16 protein-coding genes and 2 tRNA genes are annotated in these 16704 nt (G+C 72.8%); 4 read left to right on the forward strand and 14 right to left on the reverse strand.

The genetic code is table 11. From position 1 onward, the window contains the following. Positions 1-152 precede the first annotated feature (152 nt). From BLQ97_RS15375 to BLQ97_RS15395, 5 genes are all read right to left on the reverse strand, one after another. Positions 153-779, reverse strand: coding sequence for an ATP-dependent Clp protease proteolytic subunit (locus tag BLQ97_RS15375; RefSeq protein ID WP_091366861.1), 627 nt, complete (start codon positions 777-779; stop codon positions 153-155). A 20-nt stretch (positions 780-799) separates the two neighbouring features. Continuing rightward, the gene (locus tag BLQ97_RS15380; protein ID WP_425402620.1) at positions 800-1435 is read right to left on the reverse strand and encodes an ATP-dependent Clp protease proteolytic subunit; all 636 of its coding nucleotides are present in this window, start codon (positions 1433-1435) and stop codon (positions 800-802) included. 259 nt (positions 1436-1694) lie between these two features. Then, positions 1695-3161, reverse strand: coding sequence for a trigger factor (gene tig, locus BLQ97_RS15385; protein ID WP_091366862.1), 1467 nt, complete (start codon positions 3159-3161; stop codon positions 1695-1697). Between the two features lie 96 nt (positions 3162-3257). Then, a tRNA-Pro gene (locus BLQ97_RS15390) sits at positions 3258-3331 on the reverse strand. Between the two features lie 14 nt (positions 3332-3345). After that, complete coding sequence (locus BLQ97_RS15395) at positions 3346-4797, reverse strand: amidase (protein WP_217637213.1); 1452 nt, start codon at positions 4795-4797, stop codon at positions 3346-3348. A 45-nt stretch (positions 4798-4842) separates the two neighbouring features. On the opposite strand from BLQ97_RS15395, the gene BLQ97_RS15400 reads away from it, so the two are divergent. Both BLQ97_RS15400 and BLQ97_RS15405 read left to right on the forward strand, forming a co-directional pair. Beyond that, a tRNA-Gly gene (locus BLQ97_RS15400) sits at positions 4843-4916 on the forward strand. A gap of 478 nt (positions 4917-5394) precedes the next feature. Then, positions 5395-6504, forward strand: a complete 1110-nt coding sequence (locus BLQ97_RS15405) for a hypothetical protein (protein WP_091366863.1) — start codon at positions 5395-5397, stop codon at positions 6502-6504. 860 nt (positions 6505-7364) lie between these two features. Here BLQ97_RS15405 and BLQ97_RS23395 read toward each other — a convergent pair. Continuing rightward, positions 7365-7541 carry a hypothetical protein gene (locus BLQ97_RS23395; RefSeq protein WP_175471757.1) on the reverse strand — a complete coding sequence of 59 codons (177 nt, stop codon included), beginning with the start codon at positions 7539-7541 and terminating at the stop codon, positions 7365-7367. 141 nt (positions 7542-7682) lie between these two features. Between BLQ97_RS23395 and msrA the strand changes: the two genes are divergently transcribed. Continuing rightward, on the forward strand, positions 7683-8198 hold the full coding sequence (gene msrA / locus BLQ97_RS15415) for a peptide-methionine (S)-S-oxide reductase MsrA (protein ID WP_245692218.1): 516 nt from the start codon (positions 7683-7685) through the stop codon (positions 8196-8198). A gap of 183 nt (positions 8199-8381) precedes the next feature. Here msrA and BLQ97_RS15420 read toward each other — a convergent pair whose 3' ends face one another. Genes BLQ97_RS15420 through BLQ97_RS15450 form a run of 7 tightly spaced genes read right to left on the reverse strand, consistent with a single transcriptional unit; the run spans position 8382 to position 14784 of the window. Beyond that, positions 8382-9317, reverse strand: a complete 936-nt coding sequence (locus tag BLQ97_RS15420; RefSeq protein ID WP_217637214.1) for a ribokinase — start codon at positions 9315-9317, stop codon at positions 8382-8384. Continuing rightward, a complete protein-coding gene (locus BLQ97_RS15425; RefSeq protein ID WP_217637215.1) occupies positions 9314-10267 on the reverse strand; it encodes a nucleoside hydrolase in 954 nt (317 codons plus the stop codon). The genes BLQ97_RS15420 and BLQ97_RS15425 overlap by 4 nt, the downstream gene beginning before the upstream one ends. After that, a complete protein-coding gene (locus tag BLQ97_RS15430) occupies positions 10264-11019 on the reverse strand; it encodes a glutamine amidotransferase (RefSeq protein ID WP_091366865.1) in 756 nt (251 codons plus the stop codon). The genes BLQ97_RS15425 and BLQ97_RS15430 overlap by 4 nt, the downstream gene beginning before the upstream one ends. Next, positions 11016-12068, reverse strand: coding sequence for a phosphotriesterase family protein (locus tag BLQ97_RS15435; RefSeq protein WP_091366866.1), 1053 nt, complete (start codon positions 12066-12068; stop codon positions 11016-11018). Before BLQ97_RS15435 ends, BLQ97_RS15430 begins: the two co-directional genes overlap by 4 nt. A gap of 4 nt (positions 12069-12072) precedes the next feature. Then, positions 12073-13077 (reverse strand): ABC transporter permease, encoded by a 1005-nt coding sequence (locus BLQ97_RS15440; RefSeq protein WP_091366867.1) that lies wholly within the window; start codon positions 13075-13077, stop codon positions 12073-12075. 4 nt (positions 13078-13081) lie between these two features. Further along, positions 13082-13834 carry an ATP-binding cassette domain-containing protein gene (locus BLQ97_RS15445; RefSeq protein ID WP_245692219.1) on the reverse strand — a complete coding sequence of 251 codons (753 nt, stop codon included), beginning with the start codon at positions 13832-13834 and terminating at the stop codon, positions 13082-13084. Continuing rightward, the gene (locus BLQ97_RS15450) at positions 13831-14784 is read right to left on the reverse strand and encodes a substrate-binding domain-containing protein (RefSeq protein WP_091366868.1); all 954 of its coding nucleotides are present in this window, start codon (positions 14782-14784) and stop codon (positions 13831-13833) included. Before BLQ97_RS15450 ends, BLQ97_RS15445 begins: the two co-directional genes overlap by 4 nt. Positions 14785-14913: 129 nt before the next feature. Here BLQ97_RS15450 and BLQ97_RS15455 point away from each other — a divergent pair, with 129 nt between their 5' ends. After that, positions 14914-15915, forward strand: coding sequence for a LacI family DNA-binding transcriptional regulator (locus BLQ97_RS15455; protein WP_091366869.1), 1002 nt, complete (start codon positions 14914-14916; stop codon positions 15913-15915). A 15-nt stretch (positions 15916-15930) separates the two neighbouring features. Here BLQ97_RS15455 and BLQ97_RS15460 read toward each other — a convergent pair whose 3' ends face one another. Further along, positions 15931-16659, reverse strand: coding sequence for a DUF4097 family beta strand repeat-containing protein (locus tag BLQ97_RS15460; protein ID WP_175471758.1), 729 nt, complete (start codon positions 16657-16659; stop codon positions 15931-15933). Positions 16660-16704: the final 45 nt, after the last annotated feature.

Raw genomic sequence — 16704 nt, forward strand, 5'->3', positions numbered from 1 at the left:
ACCTGCCGCCCCGGACGCCGCGGGGCTGCGACGCCCCGGTGCGCCGGGGTGGGTCGACTCGCTCGTCACTCCCGGCACTGCACCCCGAACGGTACGGGTCGGAGGCGCGACACGCGCACACTCCGCCCGTACCGATCGAGGTCTGACGTGCATCAGACCGGCAGCGCGTTGAGCTTCCGGCTCTGGATCACCTGGTCGACGATGCCGTACTCCTTGGCCTCGGTCGCGGTGAGGATCTTGTCGCGGTCGATGTCGGAGCGGACCTGCTCCACGTCCCGGCCGGTGTGCCGCGCGAGGATCTCCTCCATCTGCGCGCGCACCCGGGCGATCTCGGCGGCGTGGATCTCGAGGTCGGAGACCTGACCGCCGGCCTCGCCGGAGGGCTGGTGGATGAGCACCCGCGAGTACGGCAGCGCCAGGCGCTTGCCCGGGGTGCCGGCCGCGAGCAGGACGGCGGCGGCCGAGGCGGCCTGGCCCATGCACACGGTCTGGATGTCGGGCCGGACGAACATCATCGTGTCGTAGATGGCCATCAGCGACGTGAACGAGCCACCGGGCGAGTTGATGTAGATCGTGATGTCGCGGTCGGGGTCGGCCGACTCCAGCGTGATGAGCTGGGCCATCACGTCGTTGGCCGATGCGTCGTCGATCTGCACCCCGAGGAAGATGATGCGCTCCTCGAAGAGCTTGTTGTACGGGTTGGACTCTTTCATGCCGTAGCTGGTCCGCTCCACGAAGGAGGGCAGCACGTAACGGCTGGAGGGCATCTCGAAGCTCATGGCGGGTCTCCTCGCGGCCGTCAGTTGTCGGTGACCGGGTTGGTGCTGTCGGTCATGGCGGCACGGCTGACGACGTGGTCGACGAAGCCGTACTCGAGGGCCTCCTGCGCGGTGAACCACCGGTCGCGGTCGGAGTCCTTCTCGATCTGCTCGATCGGCTGCCCGGTGTGGAAGGCCTGGAGCTCGTTGAGCTCCTTCTTGGTGCGGCGGAACAGGTCGGCCTGGATGGCGATGTCCGCCGCGGTGCCGCCGACGCCGGCCGAGGGCTGGTGCATCATGATCCGCGCGTGCGGCAGGGCGTAGCGCTTGCCCTTGGTGCCGGCGGTGAGCAGGAACTGGCCCATCGACGCGGCCAGGCCCATGCCGTAGGTCGCGACGTCGCAGTCGATGAACTGCATCGTGTCGTAGATGGCCATGCCGGCGCTGACCGAGCCGCCGGGCGAGTTGATGTACAGGTGGATGTCCTGCTTGGGGTCCTCGGCGGACAGCAGGAGCATCTGGGCGGCGAGCTGGTTGGCGATGACGTCGTCGACCTGGGTGCCCAGGAAGATGATCCGCTCGCGCAGCAGGCGCTCGTAGACCGAGTCGTTGAGGTTCATCCCCCCGGCGCCGCCCCGCATGAGCGGGGACATCGCCGGGTTCGGGTCGGTGCTCACGGGTGTGGTGACCTCCGTTGGGCGGGGAAGCAGTCGGTCTCGATGGGCGGGCTCGTGGGAGCGGGGCCGGGGAGCCCGGACGGGCCGTACCCCCGGCGTCCACCCCGAGTCACGTCGACCCTAACGCGCACCCCCGGGCCCGGAGTCCCGGTGCGGGGCCTGTTCGCCGACGGCGCAGCGCGGTGGGCCGGAGACGGCGGACGCCGCCCTCCCCCGCGGGTGCGGGCGAGGACGGCGTCCGTGGTGCGTGGCGCGGGACTCAGCCCTTGGCGACGTCCGCGCTGTCCTCGGTGGCGCCCTCCGTGGCCTCGACGGCGACGGCGGTCTCCACCTCGGCGTCGGGCGCCTCGTCCTCGGCGTCCTCGCCGGCGTCCTCGGAGGAGTCGGCAGCGGCGGCCGGGACGGTCTTCGGGCGCAGCGCCTCGAGGTCGACGACGTTGCCGGAGGCGTCGGTGATCGTCGTCTGCTCGAGCAGCTGGGCCAGCGCCTTGGTGCGGCGGACGTCGGCGACGAACTCGGCGATGTTGCCGCCCTGCTGCAGCTGCTGGGCGTACTGCTCCGGGCTCATCCGGTTGCGCGAGGCCTGGGCCATGATCTGCGCGGAGAGGTCGTCGTTGTCGACGGTGATCTCCCGGGCGTCGGCGACGGCGTCGAGCACGAACTGGGTGCGCACCGCCTCCTCGATCTGGGTGCGCTGCTCGGTCTCGTAGGCCTCGCGGCTCTCCGAGCCGGTCATCGACATGAAGGCGTCCCAGTCCATGCCGGCCTGCTGCAGCTCGTTCTCCAGCGCCTGGTTGCGGTACTGGATCTCGCGGTCGACGAGGCCGTCGGGGATGGGCACCTCGGTGGTGGCGAGCAGGTGCTCGACCAGCTTGTCGCGCGCCTGGGCGCCCTGCTGCATGGTCTTGACCCGCTGCAGCCGGGTGCGGACGTCGTCGCGCAGCTCGGCGAGGGTGTCGAACTCGCTGGCGGTGGAGGCGAACTCGTCGTCGAGCTCCGGCAGCTCCTTGGCCTTGACCGAGCGGACGGTCACGGTGACCTGCGCCTGCTCGCCGGCGTGCGGGCCCTGCTGCAGCGCGGTCTCGAAGGTCGCCGACCCGTCGGCCGACAGCCCGCGGACGGCGTCGTCGAGGCCCTCCATGAGCGAGCCGGAGCCGACCTCGTAGGACATGCCGCTGGTGCTGCCGTCCTCGAGCACCTCGTCGCCGACGCGGGCCTCCAGATCGATGGAGACGAAGTCGCCGTCCTGGGCGGCGCGGTCGACGCCGGTGAGCATCGAGAACCGCTCGCGCATGACCGAGACCTGCTGGTCGATCTCCTCGTCGGTGACCTCGACGTCGTCGACGGTCACGGCGAGCTCGTCGAGGGAGGGCAGCTCGACCTTGGGGACGACGTCGACCTCGGCGGTGAAGGCGAGGGTGTCGTTGTCGTCGAGGCGGGTGACCTCGATGTCGGGCTGACCGAGCACGCGGACGGAGTTCTCGCGGACGACCTCGGAGTAGACCTCGGGGATCGCGTGCTGCACGACCTGCTCGAGGACGACGGGGCGGCCGATGCGCTGGTCGAGGACGCGGTTGGGCACCTTGCCGGGGCGGAACCCGGGGACGCGGACCTGGCGGCCGAGCTCCTTGTAGACCTCACCGAAGGCGTGGTCCAGGTCCCCCCACGGCACCTCGATCGCCATCCGGACCCGCGTGGGGCCCAGTTCCTCGATGGTGCTCTTCACAGCGGCAGTGCTCCTCGGTAGACAGACGGGGACGGGCGCCGGGCACGGTGGACGACGCCGGGTCGGCCCCCGAGTCTAGAGACGCCGCGGGCGGGGTCGGGGTGGCGGGATTCGAACCCACGGCCCCCCGCTCCCAAAGCGGGTGCGCTACCAAGCTGCGCCACACCCCGTGGCGGCGACGAGTCTAGGCGTGCCCGCCCGGACGCCGCCCCGCCCACGGGGCCGCCTCCTCCAGCGCGGCGGCCACGCGGACCAGCAGGTCCTCGCGGCCGACGGCGGCGGCGAGCTGGACACCCACCGGCAGACCGGCGTCGGTCGTGTGCAGCGGGAGGCTGACGGCGGGCTGACCGGTGACGTTGAACTGCGCGGTCCAGGGGATGAAGGAGCCGATGCGGCGGCCCTCCTCGCGGGGGCCGGCGGCGGTGAACCAGCCGAGTTCGGGCGGCGGGGCGGCGACGGTGGGGGTGACCAGCAGGTCGAAGCCCTCGCCGCCGTCGTCTTCCGGCGTCCAGAAGGCGGCCATCCGGCGCGACCAGGAGCCCAGCCGGGCGCGGGCGGCGAGGTACTCGGTCGCGGTCATCCGGTTGCCGGAGGTGCGGTAGTGCACGTTGCGCGGCTCGAGCTCGTCGTCGGCGATCTCGCGGCCGAGGACGCGCTCGAAGTCGGCGAGGGTGCGGGCGGTGTCGGCGGCGATGGTGGCGTTGAAGTCGCGCTGGAACTGGTCGTCGAAGAACGCGGCGGGGCCGGCGTCCTCGACGGTGCAGCCGAGGTCCTCGAGCAGCCGGCCGGCCGCGGCGACGGCGGCGCGGCAGTCGGGGTCGTCGAGGCCGCGACCCTCGGGCGGGGAGGCGAGCAGGCCGACGCGCAGCCGGCCGACGGGTGCGCCGACCTCCTCGCGCAGGGGGCGCGGCAGCGGCGGGGCGGCGTAGGGGTCGCCGGGCATGGGGCGGCCGATGACGTCGAGGACGGCGGCGGCGTCGCGGACGGTCCGGGTGACGACGCCGTCGATGGTGGCGCCGGCCCAGCCCTCGCCGACGTCGGGCCCCTGGCTGACGCGGGCGCGGGTGGGCTTGAGGCCGACCAGGCCGCACTCGCTGGCGGGGATGCGGATGGAGCCGCCGCCGTCGCTGGCGTGGGCGACCGGCACCATGCCGGCCGCCACCGCCGCGGCCGAGCCGCCGCTGGAGCCGCCGGTGGAGCGGGTGGGGTCCCACGGGTTGCGGGCCGGGGCGTTGGCGGCGGGCTCGGTGGTGACCGTGGTGCCGAGCTCGGGGACGTTGGTGCGGCCGAGGACGACGAAGCCGGCCCGGCGGAAGGCGGTGGCCAGGTGGCTGTCGCGGCGCCAGCGGACGCCGGCCTGCTGGAGCGGGGCCAGCCCGTAGCCGGTCTCCTCCCCCGCCATGTGCGCGCCCATGTCCTTGAGCAGCAGCGGCACGCCGCGGAACGGCCCGTCGGGGAGGTCGCTCCCGGCCTCTGCCCTCGCGGCGTCGAACCGGTCGCGGATCACGGCGTTCAGCTGCGGGTTCGCCTGCTCGATGCGGGCGATGGCGGCGTCGACCAGCTCGGCCGGGCCGGCCTCCCCGCGGCGGACGAGGTCGGCGGAGGCGGTGGCGTCCAGCCACGTGGCGTCGGTCACGCCTCGGACGCTATCGACCGGGCCGCTACGCTGGGCGGGCACCTCGCGGGTGTAGCTCAATGGCAGAGCCCCAGCCTTCCAAGCTGGCCATGCCGGTTCGATCCCGGTCACCCGCTCCACGCGAAACCGCAGATCAAGTGGTCCGTTAGCCCTCCTGGAGAAGGTCTGGAGGACCCTCCATACGGCCCGTTTGAACCCTTTCATGACCCCTGTTTTCCGCTGCGTGGGTCATGAACGGGTCACGCTGCCAAGGCATGCAGCCTGATGAGGACCCAGTCGGACCTGACGGACAAGGCCTCCGTGAGCCGACCGGGTCACGTCGCCTCGTCATCGAGCTGGTCAAGGCGACCGCCGGCACCCCAACACCCTTCCCTCGTGCTCGCCCACTACTCGCAGGGCTCCCTGGCAGGGTCCACAGCCCCTAGTGACCGCCACGGGTGTGCGGTCGACTGGCCACCTTCCGTGTCCGGTGGGAGGCGAGGCATGCCCAGGACCGCAGTGGCCCCCTACGATCCGAACCGGCCGCACGCCCGGCGCCGCACGGACCCTCCGCCCTCGCCGACGCCCGCTCGCAGACCGGCGACCGGGCGCAGCGACGTGTTCCCGCGCATGCACCGCGAGCGAATGCGCCGGCGCGGCGAGCGCCTGCTGGCGGCCGCCGAACGCGGCCGTAACGCGGTGGCGGCGGAGGAACAGGCCCGCCGGGCCGCCGGCAGCGTCGTCGGCTTCACCCAGCTGCAGCTGACCGAACAACAGCAATCCCGGGCCGCGTTCACCGAGCTGGTGGCGGCCGGACAAGAACTGCTGACCTCACTGGAGAGCCTGCTCGCTCCTGATGCCGAACCGTTCTGGACGGCACTCGCCAACGACGAGACCGCGTTGTCAGCTCTGCCCTGGGACAGGCGTCTGCGCCTGCAGGAATCTGCGGACCACGACGTGTTCGCCGTCCTGCCGCTGCTCGGCTACCGTCCGCCGCCGGACCTGGAGGAAATAGCCCCCGAGCTGCGGACGGCGGTCGACGGAGTCCTCAACGAGGGCACCCCGGCAGGTCTGCGCGCCCCCCGCGCGCGCAGGGCTCGCCGCGAGCTGACCTTCTTCGTCCGGCAGCTGCGGCGCACCCTCACCGAGGCAGCGGAGCACGGGCCGAAGCCGGAGGAGGTCAGCAGGCGCGTCCGGGTCACCGCCTGGGTCCGCCAGGCCATCCTGGTCGCCGGGCCCGCCGCCTTGGCGGTCCTCGCGGCCGCGTTTGCGGAGGCGCCCACAGATCTCGGGGCGGCGGGAGGCGAGGCTGGCGTTGAGACGGTCAAGCAAGCCGTCGAGCTCGGCTCGGCTGTCGTCCTCACCCGGGTTCTCGGCGCCGGCGGCCCGCCTCCGCCGGCCGCCACGCTCGAGGATCTGACCGACGATGTCGACGACCGGATGGCCGACGTCCACGCCGTCGCGAACCTGCCGCCGGGCGACGACGCCCGCGAGGAGGCCGTCTTCCTCGCCCTCCGGACGCTATACCGGGCGCTACAGCAGCAGGCGCGCGAGGGCCAGACAGGGCCGCGCGGTCGGCACGCCCGCCTCTGGGCGGAAGTGCGGGAACTGCTGCGCGGAGACGACCTGCAACTCGCCGTGGGGGTGTGGGAAGACGGGCGGAAGTCGCCGCGCCGGCGCGGCGGCCCAGGTAGGCGGCGCCCGAGGAACGCCCGGTCAGGTCAGTGACTGATGGCAGGTGGCCGCGCGGCCTGGGGCCGGCCATGACCGCCGCCACCGCCTCGACACCGTGCCAACCGTCTCCGCCGCGGACCTACCCGCCCTCGATGACGGCGTGGTCGCCACCCCCACGCTGTGCGCGACCCGCGCCGCGCACGTCGCCGCTCGCGACGCCCAGGAGGTGTGGAGCCACGAGATGAATCGCACTCGGGTCGTGCCGCCTCGCGCGGAGGCTCTTACAGGCCGCTGACCAGCACAGATAGGGTCACGAGGTCCGCCATCTCAACCTGGTCATGCCCGTTCGATTACGGTCACCCGCTCCAGGCGTGTCCGCAGGTCGACCCTCCTGTCTGTTCCTGTACAGGTCTGCTGGAGGACCGTCCGGAAGCCCGTCTCAGGCCCCCACGGACCCCTGTTCTCGGCCTCACTCTCTTGAACTGGTCCGCAGTCAGCTCGAGGCCGAGGCCTCACAGGCGACGTTTCGACTGGACCGGGGGCAAGCCCACCACCGAGGTGCGCGCAGTGGGCCCGGACGGATCACCCCGGCCATGTCTCTGAGCAACGGCGCTTCCTGGCTCGTCGTCTGATGCACAGTGAGCGCACCTCGCGCCCGCTTCTGGATGGTGGACCTACGCGCGAAACCTCGACGTCACCCTCGTCGGAGGGCGAGGACCGCGAGGCGGCAGCCCGCCGGTTTTGGAGGTCGTCCCGGCATCTCAAGCCCACCAGGCACAGGACGGTCGCCGGCTACCGGTCATGCGCCTCAAGTCTCGTCGACGGAGACACGGTGGACGCCGCGGCGACTCCGGAGGCAGGTTCGGTCGTGGTGACGACGCTCGGCGATCAGCCGACCACCACGCCGTCCGCCACTAGGACTCGACGATGCGCTTGCCGAGCACGCGCAGGTTGTCGGCCGCGTAGCGCACCAGCGGGTAGAGCGAGGCCCAGTCGGGCGGCTCGGCGTCGGGGCTCGGGATGCGCTCGGCATCGGGGAGGGGCCGCGGGACCGGCACGGTGATGCGGCGGGTATCGGTGGTCGAGGTCATGGTGTCCTCCTGGTACGGGGTTGCACCCGGACAGAGGCGCGACGGGGTGCGGAGATACAGCACCGCGGCACCCGGCACCCCGGGAACAGTGGACGGGGCCGGGTGTTGACGTGGTGGGACTCGAGACAGGGAGGGCACATCGTGACCACGGAGAAGGCGATCCTCGCCGGCGGCTGCTTCTGGGGCGCCCAGGAGCTGCTGCGCAAGCGTCCGGGGGTGGTCTCCACCCGCGTCGGCTACTCGGGCGGCGACACCCCGAACGCCACCTACCGGAACCACGGCGATCACGCGGAGGCGGTCGAGATCGTCTTCGACCCCGACGTGATCTCGTTCCGGGAGCTGCTGGAGTTCTTCTTCCAGATCCACGACCCGTCCACGAAGGACCGGCAGGGCAACGACGTGGGCCGCAGCTACCGCTCGGCGATCTTCTACACCAGCGACGAGCAGAAGCGCGTCGCCGAGGACACCATCGCCGACGTCGACGCCTCGGGCCTGTGGCCGGGCGAGGTGGTCACCGAGGTCGAGCCGGCGGGTGAGTTCTGGGAGGCCGAGGAGGAGCACCAGGACTACCTGCAGAGGATCCCCTTCGGCTACACGTGCCACTTCGTGCGGCCCGGCTGGGTGCTCCCGCGGCGTGCGGCGGAGCGTCTCGGGTAGCGGCGCGGACGGACGACGAGGGGGCGGGCGACCACCAGGTCGCCCGCCCCCGGTGCTGTCCGGTGGCGGGCGCGCAGGAGGGTGCCGGCGAGCACGGGAGACGGCGCGGTGAGCGAGGACGACGGCCCCGTGGACGGCGACGGCGGGCTGCACGGCAGTGCCGTCGTGCCCGGTCGCCCCTGCTCAGGGTGCGAGCGGAGACACCCGGTCCACGGAGCCGGCGCCGTCCACGAGATCCGCACTGATCCTCGCGCCGGGTTGGGCGGTGCTGGCGGCGGCCACCACGTTGGCCGCGCGCACCGCGTCGAGCAGGCCCGTGCCGCGCGCGAGCTCCTGGGCGAGACACCCGCAGAACACGTCACCGGCACCACTCGCGTCGCGGGCCGTGGTGGGGACCCCGGGCACCGCGACCGGCGCGGCCCCCGGCTCGAAGCACAGGGCGCCGTCGGCACCGAGCGTGACCACGATGCTGCCGCGGGCACCGAGTGCCGCGACGCACTCCGCCACCTCCGCCGCACCCGTCGGCTCGGGACGTCCGGCCAGGCGACCGAGCTCGCTGCGGTTGGGGACGAGCACGTCGACGAGCGGCACGAGCTCTCGGACCTGCTCGGGGTCCGCCGGCATCGGCGCCGGGTTGAGCACCACCACGGCTCCCCGGGCCGCCTCGACCGCCGCGGTCACGGCGTCGTGCGGCACCTCGAGCTGGACGACCAGCACCGCGGGCGAGGCGGCGCTGACCGCGCGGCTCACCTCGTCCGGGGTGAGCGTGCCGTTCGCACCCGGGTCGACCACGATCGTGTTCTCCCCGCCGTCGTCGACGGTGATGACGGCGATGCCCGTCCCGACGTCCTCGCGCACCGCGACCGCGGTCAGGTCCACCCCGGCGTGCCGCAGCGCGGCCAGCGACCGCTCCCCCGGTTCGTCGTTCCCGACCGCCCCGACCATCGCCACCTCCGCACCGAGGACCGCGGCGGCCACCGCCTGGTTGGCTCCCTTGCCTCCCGGCGAGGTCAGGCGCACGCCGCGGGTCAGGGTGGTCTCGCCCGGTGACGGCAGCACCGGGACCGTCAGGGTCGTGTCGTCGTTCAGCGACCCCACGACGCAGACCAGACCGGTCATGCCGATCCCAGCGCGTCCAGTGCGGCCAGCACCAGGTCCCAGTAGCGCTCGACGTCGAGCTCCACGGCGACGGAGACGTTGGGTGCGTGGTCGGGCAGCCGGCCGAACAGGTCGACGACCGTGGTGCCGCGGGTCCACGTCCCGTCGAGCTCCACGGCCACGAAGCAGTCGCGCCAGCGGATGACGTCGGGGTCCAGCAGCGCCGCGATCGTGCACGGGTCGTGCACCGGTGGGGCCTCGAACTCCCAGATGCGCTCGTAGGAGCTGCCGAAGAAGCCCATCCACGCCGCGCACGTGCGACCCACGTCGTGCGGCATCGCCGACATGCGCTCGACGACCGCAGGGGTCGCCAGGGCCTGGTGGGTCAGGTTGAGCCCCACCATCCGCACCGGCACGCCGGCACGGAGGACGACGTCGAGCGCCTCCGGGTCGGCGAACGTGTTGAACTCCGCCGTCGGGGTGTGGTTGCCCCGCTCGGTCGAGCCCCCCATGAAGACGATCTCGCGGACGTGCCGGACGAGTCCCGGCTCCTCCGACAGCAGCGTCCCGACGTTCGTCATCGGCCCGGTGACCACGACCGTGACCGGCTCGGGCGACTCCGTCAGCAGGCGACGCAGCAGCTGCGCGGCCGTCTCCTCGACCGGTGCCGCCGTCGGCTCCGGGAGGTCGGGGCCGTCGAGCCCGGTCACCCCGTGGACGTAGTTGCCCAGGGCGACCTCACCGCGCATCGGCCCCGCGGCTCCGGCTGCCACGGGGACGTCCTCGCGACCTGCCAGCGCGAGCACCCTCAGGGCGTTGCGGGTGGCGTCCTCGACCGCACAGTTGCCGAAGCAGGTCGTGATCCCCAGGAGGCGGACCCCCGGCGACCCGAGCGCGAGCAGGATGGCGACCGCGTCGTCGTGGCCGGGGTCGCAGTCCAGGACGATCGGCGTGGGACCGGCGTCGCTCACCGTGCGGCCAGCCAGCGCAGCATCCCGCCGACGAGCGGGGCGAAGCCGTCCCAGGCCAGGAAGTCCTCCGGGCACCAGTGGGGCCCGATGTCGGAGGTCCACACGAGGGACCGGCCCTCGCCCACCTCCCGGGTGGCGATGAGCACGTCGCCCCCGACGGTCGCGACGACCGTGGCGTCCTCCCTGGGTCGGACCAGGTTGTAGCCCAGCAGCGTCGGCGCGGAGCCGGCCAGCTCCGCCCACCCCGCGGCCACGGGGTGGGCCGGCAGGTCGAGTGCGACCGGGGCGCCCTGCGGCGCCTCCACCCGGTCGTCGGCCTCGAGCATCGTCACCGGGAGCACCTCGGCCACCGCGGTCCTGGCGAAGTTGGCCCGCGCCTGGAAGCCGGTGAAGCTCAGGTACCCCCCGGCCATCATCAGACCGCCACCGCCGCGGGTCCACTCGGCGAGGGCGACCAGCGGGTTGTCCACCCGCCGTCCCTCGAGGAACACCTCCGGGGGGAGCACGAAGCTGTTCGCGCCGATGTCGGAGAGGATCACGGCGTCGTACGCGGACAGCGCCTCGACGGTGCGGGGGAAGGAGCCCGGCACGTCGTGGGCGTACATCTGCTCGATCTCCAGGCCCTCGCTCGCGGCGGCAGCGATGAACGCGTCCGCGCCCGTGTGGAACGAGGTGCTCGAGAACTCGTCGAAGCCCTTCACGTGGGTGGCGGTCGAGATCCAGCTCTCGCCGGCCAGCAGGATGCGGGTCACGGGGTCCCCTCGGTCGGGTGTCCGCCGCCGAAGAGGCGGCGCGGGTTGTCGGTCATCAGCGACAGCACCTGCGCTTCGTCCACGCCGTGCCGGTGCAGACGGGGAGCGAAGTACTGCAGGAGGTGGGCGTAGCCCGGGCCGCCGTGGCGGCGCAGGAGCGACTTGACGAAGACGTCCTGGCTCAGCAGCAGCCGGCCACCGAGGCCGAGCGCGACCAGGCGGGCGAGGTTCGCGGCGTTCTGCTCGTCGGAGGGGCACTGCACGCCCTGGTCGGCGTAGTAGACCTCCATCCCGAGCATGTCGTACTGGACCCAGGCACCCCGGTCCAGGACCGCACGCTGGTAGTCCAGGTCCTCCCCCGACGGGCCCATGTGGCACAGCACGAGCTTGGCGAGGTCGGCACCCACGCTCTCAGCGAGGTCGAGGACGGTGCCCGCGAGGCGGAACCAGCCGGGCAGGTGGACCTGGATGGGCAGCCCGGTCTCGACCTGGGCCGCCAGCGCACCCCGCAGGCCGACCTGCTCGGCCGCGGTGAAGTCGGCGCTGACCCCGATCTCGCCGATGATGCCGGGCCGCACGCCGTCCTCGCCGTCGCGGAGGTCGGCCAGGATCCGGTCGGTCACCCCGTCGGGCCCGAGCGCCACCAGGTCGACCGGGTGGGAGGCCTCGAGGTAGAACCCGGTGCCGGCCACGACGTGCACGCCGGTGCGCTCGGAGATCTGCCGGAGCCCCGCGAGGTCGCGGCCGATCCCGAAGCCCGTGGTCTCGACCACGGTGCGCCCGCCCAGCGCGGCGAACCGGCCCAGCTCGGCACAGGCCACGTCGACGTCGTCGAGCGCGAGGTTGGCACGGTTGCCGAAGGGGTCCTGGCGCAGGTCCCACAGCAGCGCCTCGCTGAGCGGCGCGTCCGCGAACTCGTCCGGGTCCACCCCGCGGGACGTGCTCCGCTGCCACCACGACGAGACGTCGTTGAGCAGGTGCTCGTGGGTCAGGGTGATGCCGAGGTCGTCCACGGCGACGGGCCCGCGGACGGTCTGGACGGTCGTCACCCGCTCATCCCCGCTGCCCGGTGATGCGGCTGAAGAGCTTCGCGTTCAGCAGGATCGCGACGATCAGGATGATGCCCTGGGTGATCGGCACCCAGTAGACGTCCACGCGCAGCAGGACCAGGCCGTTGCTGATGACGCCGAGCGTGACCGCCCCGATCGCCGAGCCCACGATCGACCCCTTGCCGCCCATCAGGGCGGTGCCGCCGAGCACCACGGCGGTGATGACCTCGAGCTCGAACAGCGTCCCGGAGTTGGACGAGCCGCTGGCCAGGCGGGCCGCGGTGATCACGCCCGCGAGTCCGGCAGCGAGCCCGGTCAGCGTCAGCACGGCGAGCTGGATCCGGCGCACGTCGACGCCGGCACGGCGCAGGGACTCCGCGTTCGAGCCGACGGCGACGACGTACCGACCGAACCGGGTGTGGTTGAAGACGTACCAACCCGCTGCGACGACCACCACCGCGATCCAGGTGGGCGTGTAGAGCCCGGCCAGCCGGCCGTTGCCGATCGGCAGCAGGAAGTCCGACGTGATCGGCGTGCTGTAGCCGTCGGTGATGAGCAGCGCGAGACCCCGCACCGCGGTGAGCGCGGCGAGCGTGACGATGAAGGACTGCAGCTTGCCGAACGCCGTCAGCGCGCCGTTGACCAGGCCGATGCCGAGCCCGAGCACCAGGGCGAGCACGAGCGCCACCACCGCGCTGCCGCTCTCGGCGACGATCGCGAGCGCCGCCGCGGTGAGCCCGAGGATCGACCCGACGGACAGGTCGATGGCGCCGGTGGTGATCACGAAGGTCATCGCGACGGCGACGACGACGGTCGGGGCGACCTGCCGGGCGACGTTGACGAGGTTGTTCGTCGTCAGGAAGGCGTCGGTCTGGACGCTGAAGAAGACGAACAGCACCGCGAGGACGGCGGAGATCGACAGCACCCCGAAGTTGCGGCTGACGAAGTCCTGGCGGGCGCCGCGCCGGTCGGCCCGACCGGGAGCGGGGGCGGCGGTCCGGGTGCTCACGGTGTCACCTCCCCATCATCGCGGTCACGAGCCCGCCGAGGTCGGTCTCGGCGGGCGTCATCTGCCGGTGGTTGACGCCCTCGTAGAGGACGACGAACCGGTCGGCCACCTCGAAGAGGTCCTGGAGGCGGTGGGTGATGAGCACGACGCTGACCCCCCGGGAGGAGACGTCACGGATCAGCTGGAGGGTCATCTCGACCTCGCGCGCCGCGAGGGCGGCGGTCGGCTCGTCGAGCACGAGCACCTTCGGCTCGAAGGTGACGGCACGGGCGATGGCGATGGCCTGGCGTTGCCCGCCGGACATGGTGGCCACCAGCTGCCGGGTGTCGCTGATGCGGATGTGGAGGGTGGCGAGGTCCTTCGCGGCCTCCTCGTGCATCCGCTTGTGGTCCAGGCGCCGGGTGAGGGGGCGGTGGATCTCCCGCCCCAGGAAGAGGTTGCCGGCCACGTCCACGTCGTTGCACAGCGCCAGGTCCTGGTAGACCATCTCGATCCCCGCCGCCCGCGCTGCGCGCGGGCCCGAGCCGGTCAGCGCCGTCCCGTCCACGCGGATCTCCCCCGAGTCGGGGACGACCGCGCCGGCCAGCATCTTCATCAGCGTCGACTTGCCGGCACCGTTGTCGCCGACCAGGCCGACGACCTCTCCCCTGCCGACCGTGAGGTCGACGCCGCGGAGCACCTCCAGGGCGCCGAAGCGCTTGCGGATCCCGCGCATCTCGACCCGCGGGGTCGAGATGTCGCGGGTGCCTGCGGTCACTCGAAGATCTCGCGGTACTCGTCGACGTTCTCCGAGGTGACGATCGTGATCGGGACGTCGATGAAGCCCGCCGGCTCCTCGCCGTCGAGGACGGCCGCGAGCTCGTTGACCGCCTCGATGCCCTCCTGCCGCGGGTCCTGCTGCACGACGGCCGTCACCAGCCCGCTGTCGATGCCGGCGATCACCTCGGCGGTGAGGTCCCAGCCGATGACCTTGGTGCTCCCGGCAGGGTCCAGCGCGGCGACGGCGCCCACGGTGGCCGGCTCGCCCGTGGTGTAGACGAAGGCGAGGTCGGGCTGGGCGGTCACCAGGTTCTGCGCGGCGGTCGCGGCCTGCTCCTGCACGTTCTCGCCGTCGACGGCCTGCGCGAAGGTCGCCCCGGCTGCGTCGACGACGGCCCGGAAGCTGTCCTCGCGCTGGTTCTGGATGAACGAGTTGCGGGCGTCGACCACGCCGTAGCTCGCCCCCTCGGCCAGGCCCGCGTCCACGACCCACTGGCCGGCCTGCTCCCCGGCGGCCTCGTTGTCGACGCCGACGAAGGTGTCGACCGCCCCCTCCTCGAGCTCGGCGTCGATGGCGACCGTCCGGATCCCCTGCTGGGTGGCCTGCTGCACCGCCGGCAGCACGCCGTTCACGTCGATGGCCACCACGATCAGGCCCGTCACGCCCTGGGACACGAAGTTCTCGATGTCGCTGTTCTGCTTGGCCGAGTCGTTGTTGGCGTTGGCGATCTGCAGCTCGCACCCGGCTTCCTCGGCCGCCTCCTGCGCGCCCTCGTTCATCTGCGTGAAGAAGGTGGCGGTCTGGTTGATCTGGGTCATGCCGATCACGCACTCCTCGGCAGCCTCGCCGGACGCCCCGGTGGCGGGCTCCTCGTTGCCGGTGCTGCACGCGGTCATCGTCAGGGTCGCGGCAGTCGCCAGGGCGGCCACGCCGAGGTGTCGGGTCATGGGGTCCTCGTTCCGTGGGAAATCGATTACCGTGGTGGGCTGTGACTGTAGACACAGACTGACCACCTGGTCGAGGGCCGTCCCCCGACCGGCGTCCCGCACCATCTCGCCCGACGACAGGAGCCCGCCGTGCCGCCGTCCCGCTCGGCCACGATGGCCGACGTCGCGCGGCTGGCCGGCGTGTCGGTGGCGACGGTCTCGCGGACCCTGAGCGGCACGCGGTCGGTCGACCCGGCCATGCAGCGCAGGGTCACCGAGGCCGCCGAGCGGCTCGGCTACCAGGTGAACCTGGTCGGTCGGGCGCTGCGCCAGACCCGCACGTCGACCGTCGGGCTGGTCGTGCCCGACCTGGACAACCCGTACTTCTCGGCGCTCGCCCAGCAGCTCTCCCGCGCCTTCTCCTCCGACCCCGGGACCGACCTGCTCGTCTTCAGCGCCGACGGTTCGCTGGAGACCGAGGCCCGGGGCGTCCGCTCGTTCCTCGGGCGCCAGGTCGACGCACTCGTGCTGATCCCCGTCCACGAGCAGCGCAGCGAACCGTCCGTCACCACGGCCGCGGCCGCGGTGCACACCATCCAGCTCGACCGCCGCGTGCAGGGCACCGCCGCGTCCTACGTCGGTGTCAGCAACCGGGCGGGGATGCAGCTCGTCCACGAGCACGTCAGCACGGCGGTCGACGTCAGCAGGCAACCGGTCGTCTACGTCGGCGCGACGCCGGACTCCTCCTCGGCCCACGAACGCCTCGACGGCATGCGGCAGTACTTCTCCCCCGACGTCCCCGCCCTGCTCGGGGACTTCTCCGCCGCCTGGGGACGGGAGGCGGCGGCCCGCATCCTCGCGGACGGCTGGACCGGCGCCACGATCGTGACCGCGGCCGACGTGATCGCCCTCGGCGTCCTGGCGCACCTGCTGCACGAGGGCCGCTCGGTCCCCGACGAGTTCCGCGTCATCGGCTTCGACGGCATCGGCGCAGCAGCGCTCGCCCACCCCTCGCTGACCACGGTGCGCCAGCCCGTCGAGGAGATGGCGCGGTCCATCCGGTCCCTGGTCGAGTCCGACGACGAGCCCTCGTCGCGCTGGTTCAAGCCCGACATCGTCCTCGGGGCGACCAGTCCTGCCGGGACGCCCTGAACGTCCTCCGCGCGGTCAGCGGGGCCGGACGACGACGTCCCCGCTGCTCACGGTCACCGCCACCGCCCGTGGCGAGCCGGGGTCGGTGGGGACGTCGACGCGCTCGCCGCCGGAGCTGGTGCCCACCTGCACGTCGTAGGGGTCCCCGGCTCGCGGCAGCTGCAGCGTCACGTCCCCGCTGCTGGCCGACACGGTGACGTCGGTCGGCGCGGTGGCGAAGTCCAGCTCGACGCTGCCCGTCGACACGTCGGCGGTGACCCGGTCGCTGCGCAGCCCGGACGCGCTGACGTGGCCGGTGCTGGCCCGGATCTCGAGCGGCGCGTCGACGTCGACCAGGGTGGTGCGGCCGGTGGACACGGTGGTCCGCAGCGACCGTGCCTCGATCCCGCGGACGTCGAGGTCGCCCGTGCTGGCCGCCAGCTCGACGTCGAGGCCGGCCGGGACGGCGATGTCGTAGCGGATCTCGCACCCGCCCCCGAGGAAGCCCGGGCACGAGGCCTCGACCACCGCGTGCGAGCCGTCCGTGCGCTCCTCGATCCGCGGGTCCCGCCACCCGGAGCGGACGGTCCGCTGGACCTGGATCTCCGCGCCGTCGGTCGGGGTGAGCCGCACCGACCCGGTGCCGACCTCGACGGTCAACCGCGTGGTGCCGGGGCCCATCGAGAAGGAGTGCTGCTCGCTCGACGTGGGCCCGAACCGGACGACCAGCCACAGCGTGAGGAGCGCCAGCACGGCGACGGTCACCAGGGGGCGGACACCCCGCCGGCGCGCGGGGCGAGGGGTGCGGGG

The organism is Geodermatophilus telluris (assembly GCF_900102745.1).
In the GTDB taxonomy this organism is placed as follows: Bacteria; Actinomycetota; Actinomycetes; order Mycobacteriales; family Geodermatophilaceae; genus Geodermatophilus; species Geodermatophilus telluris.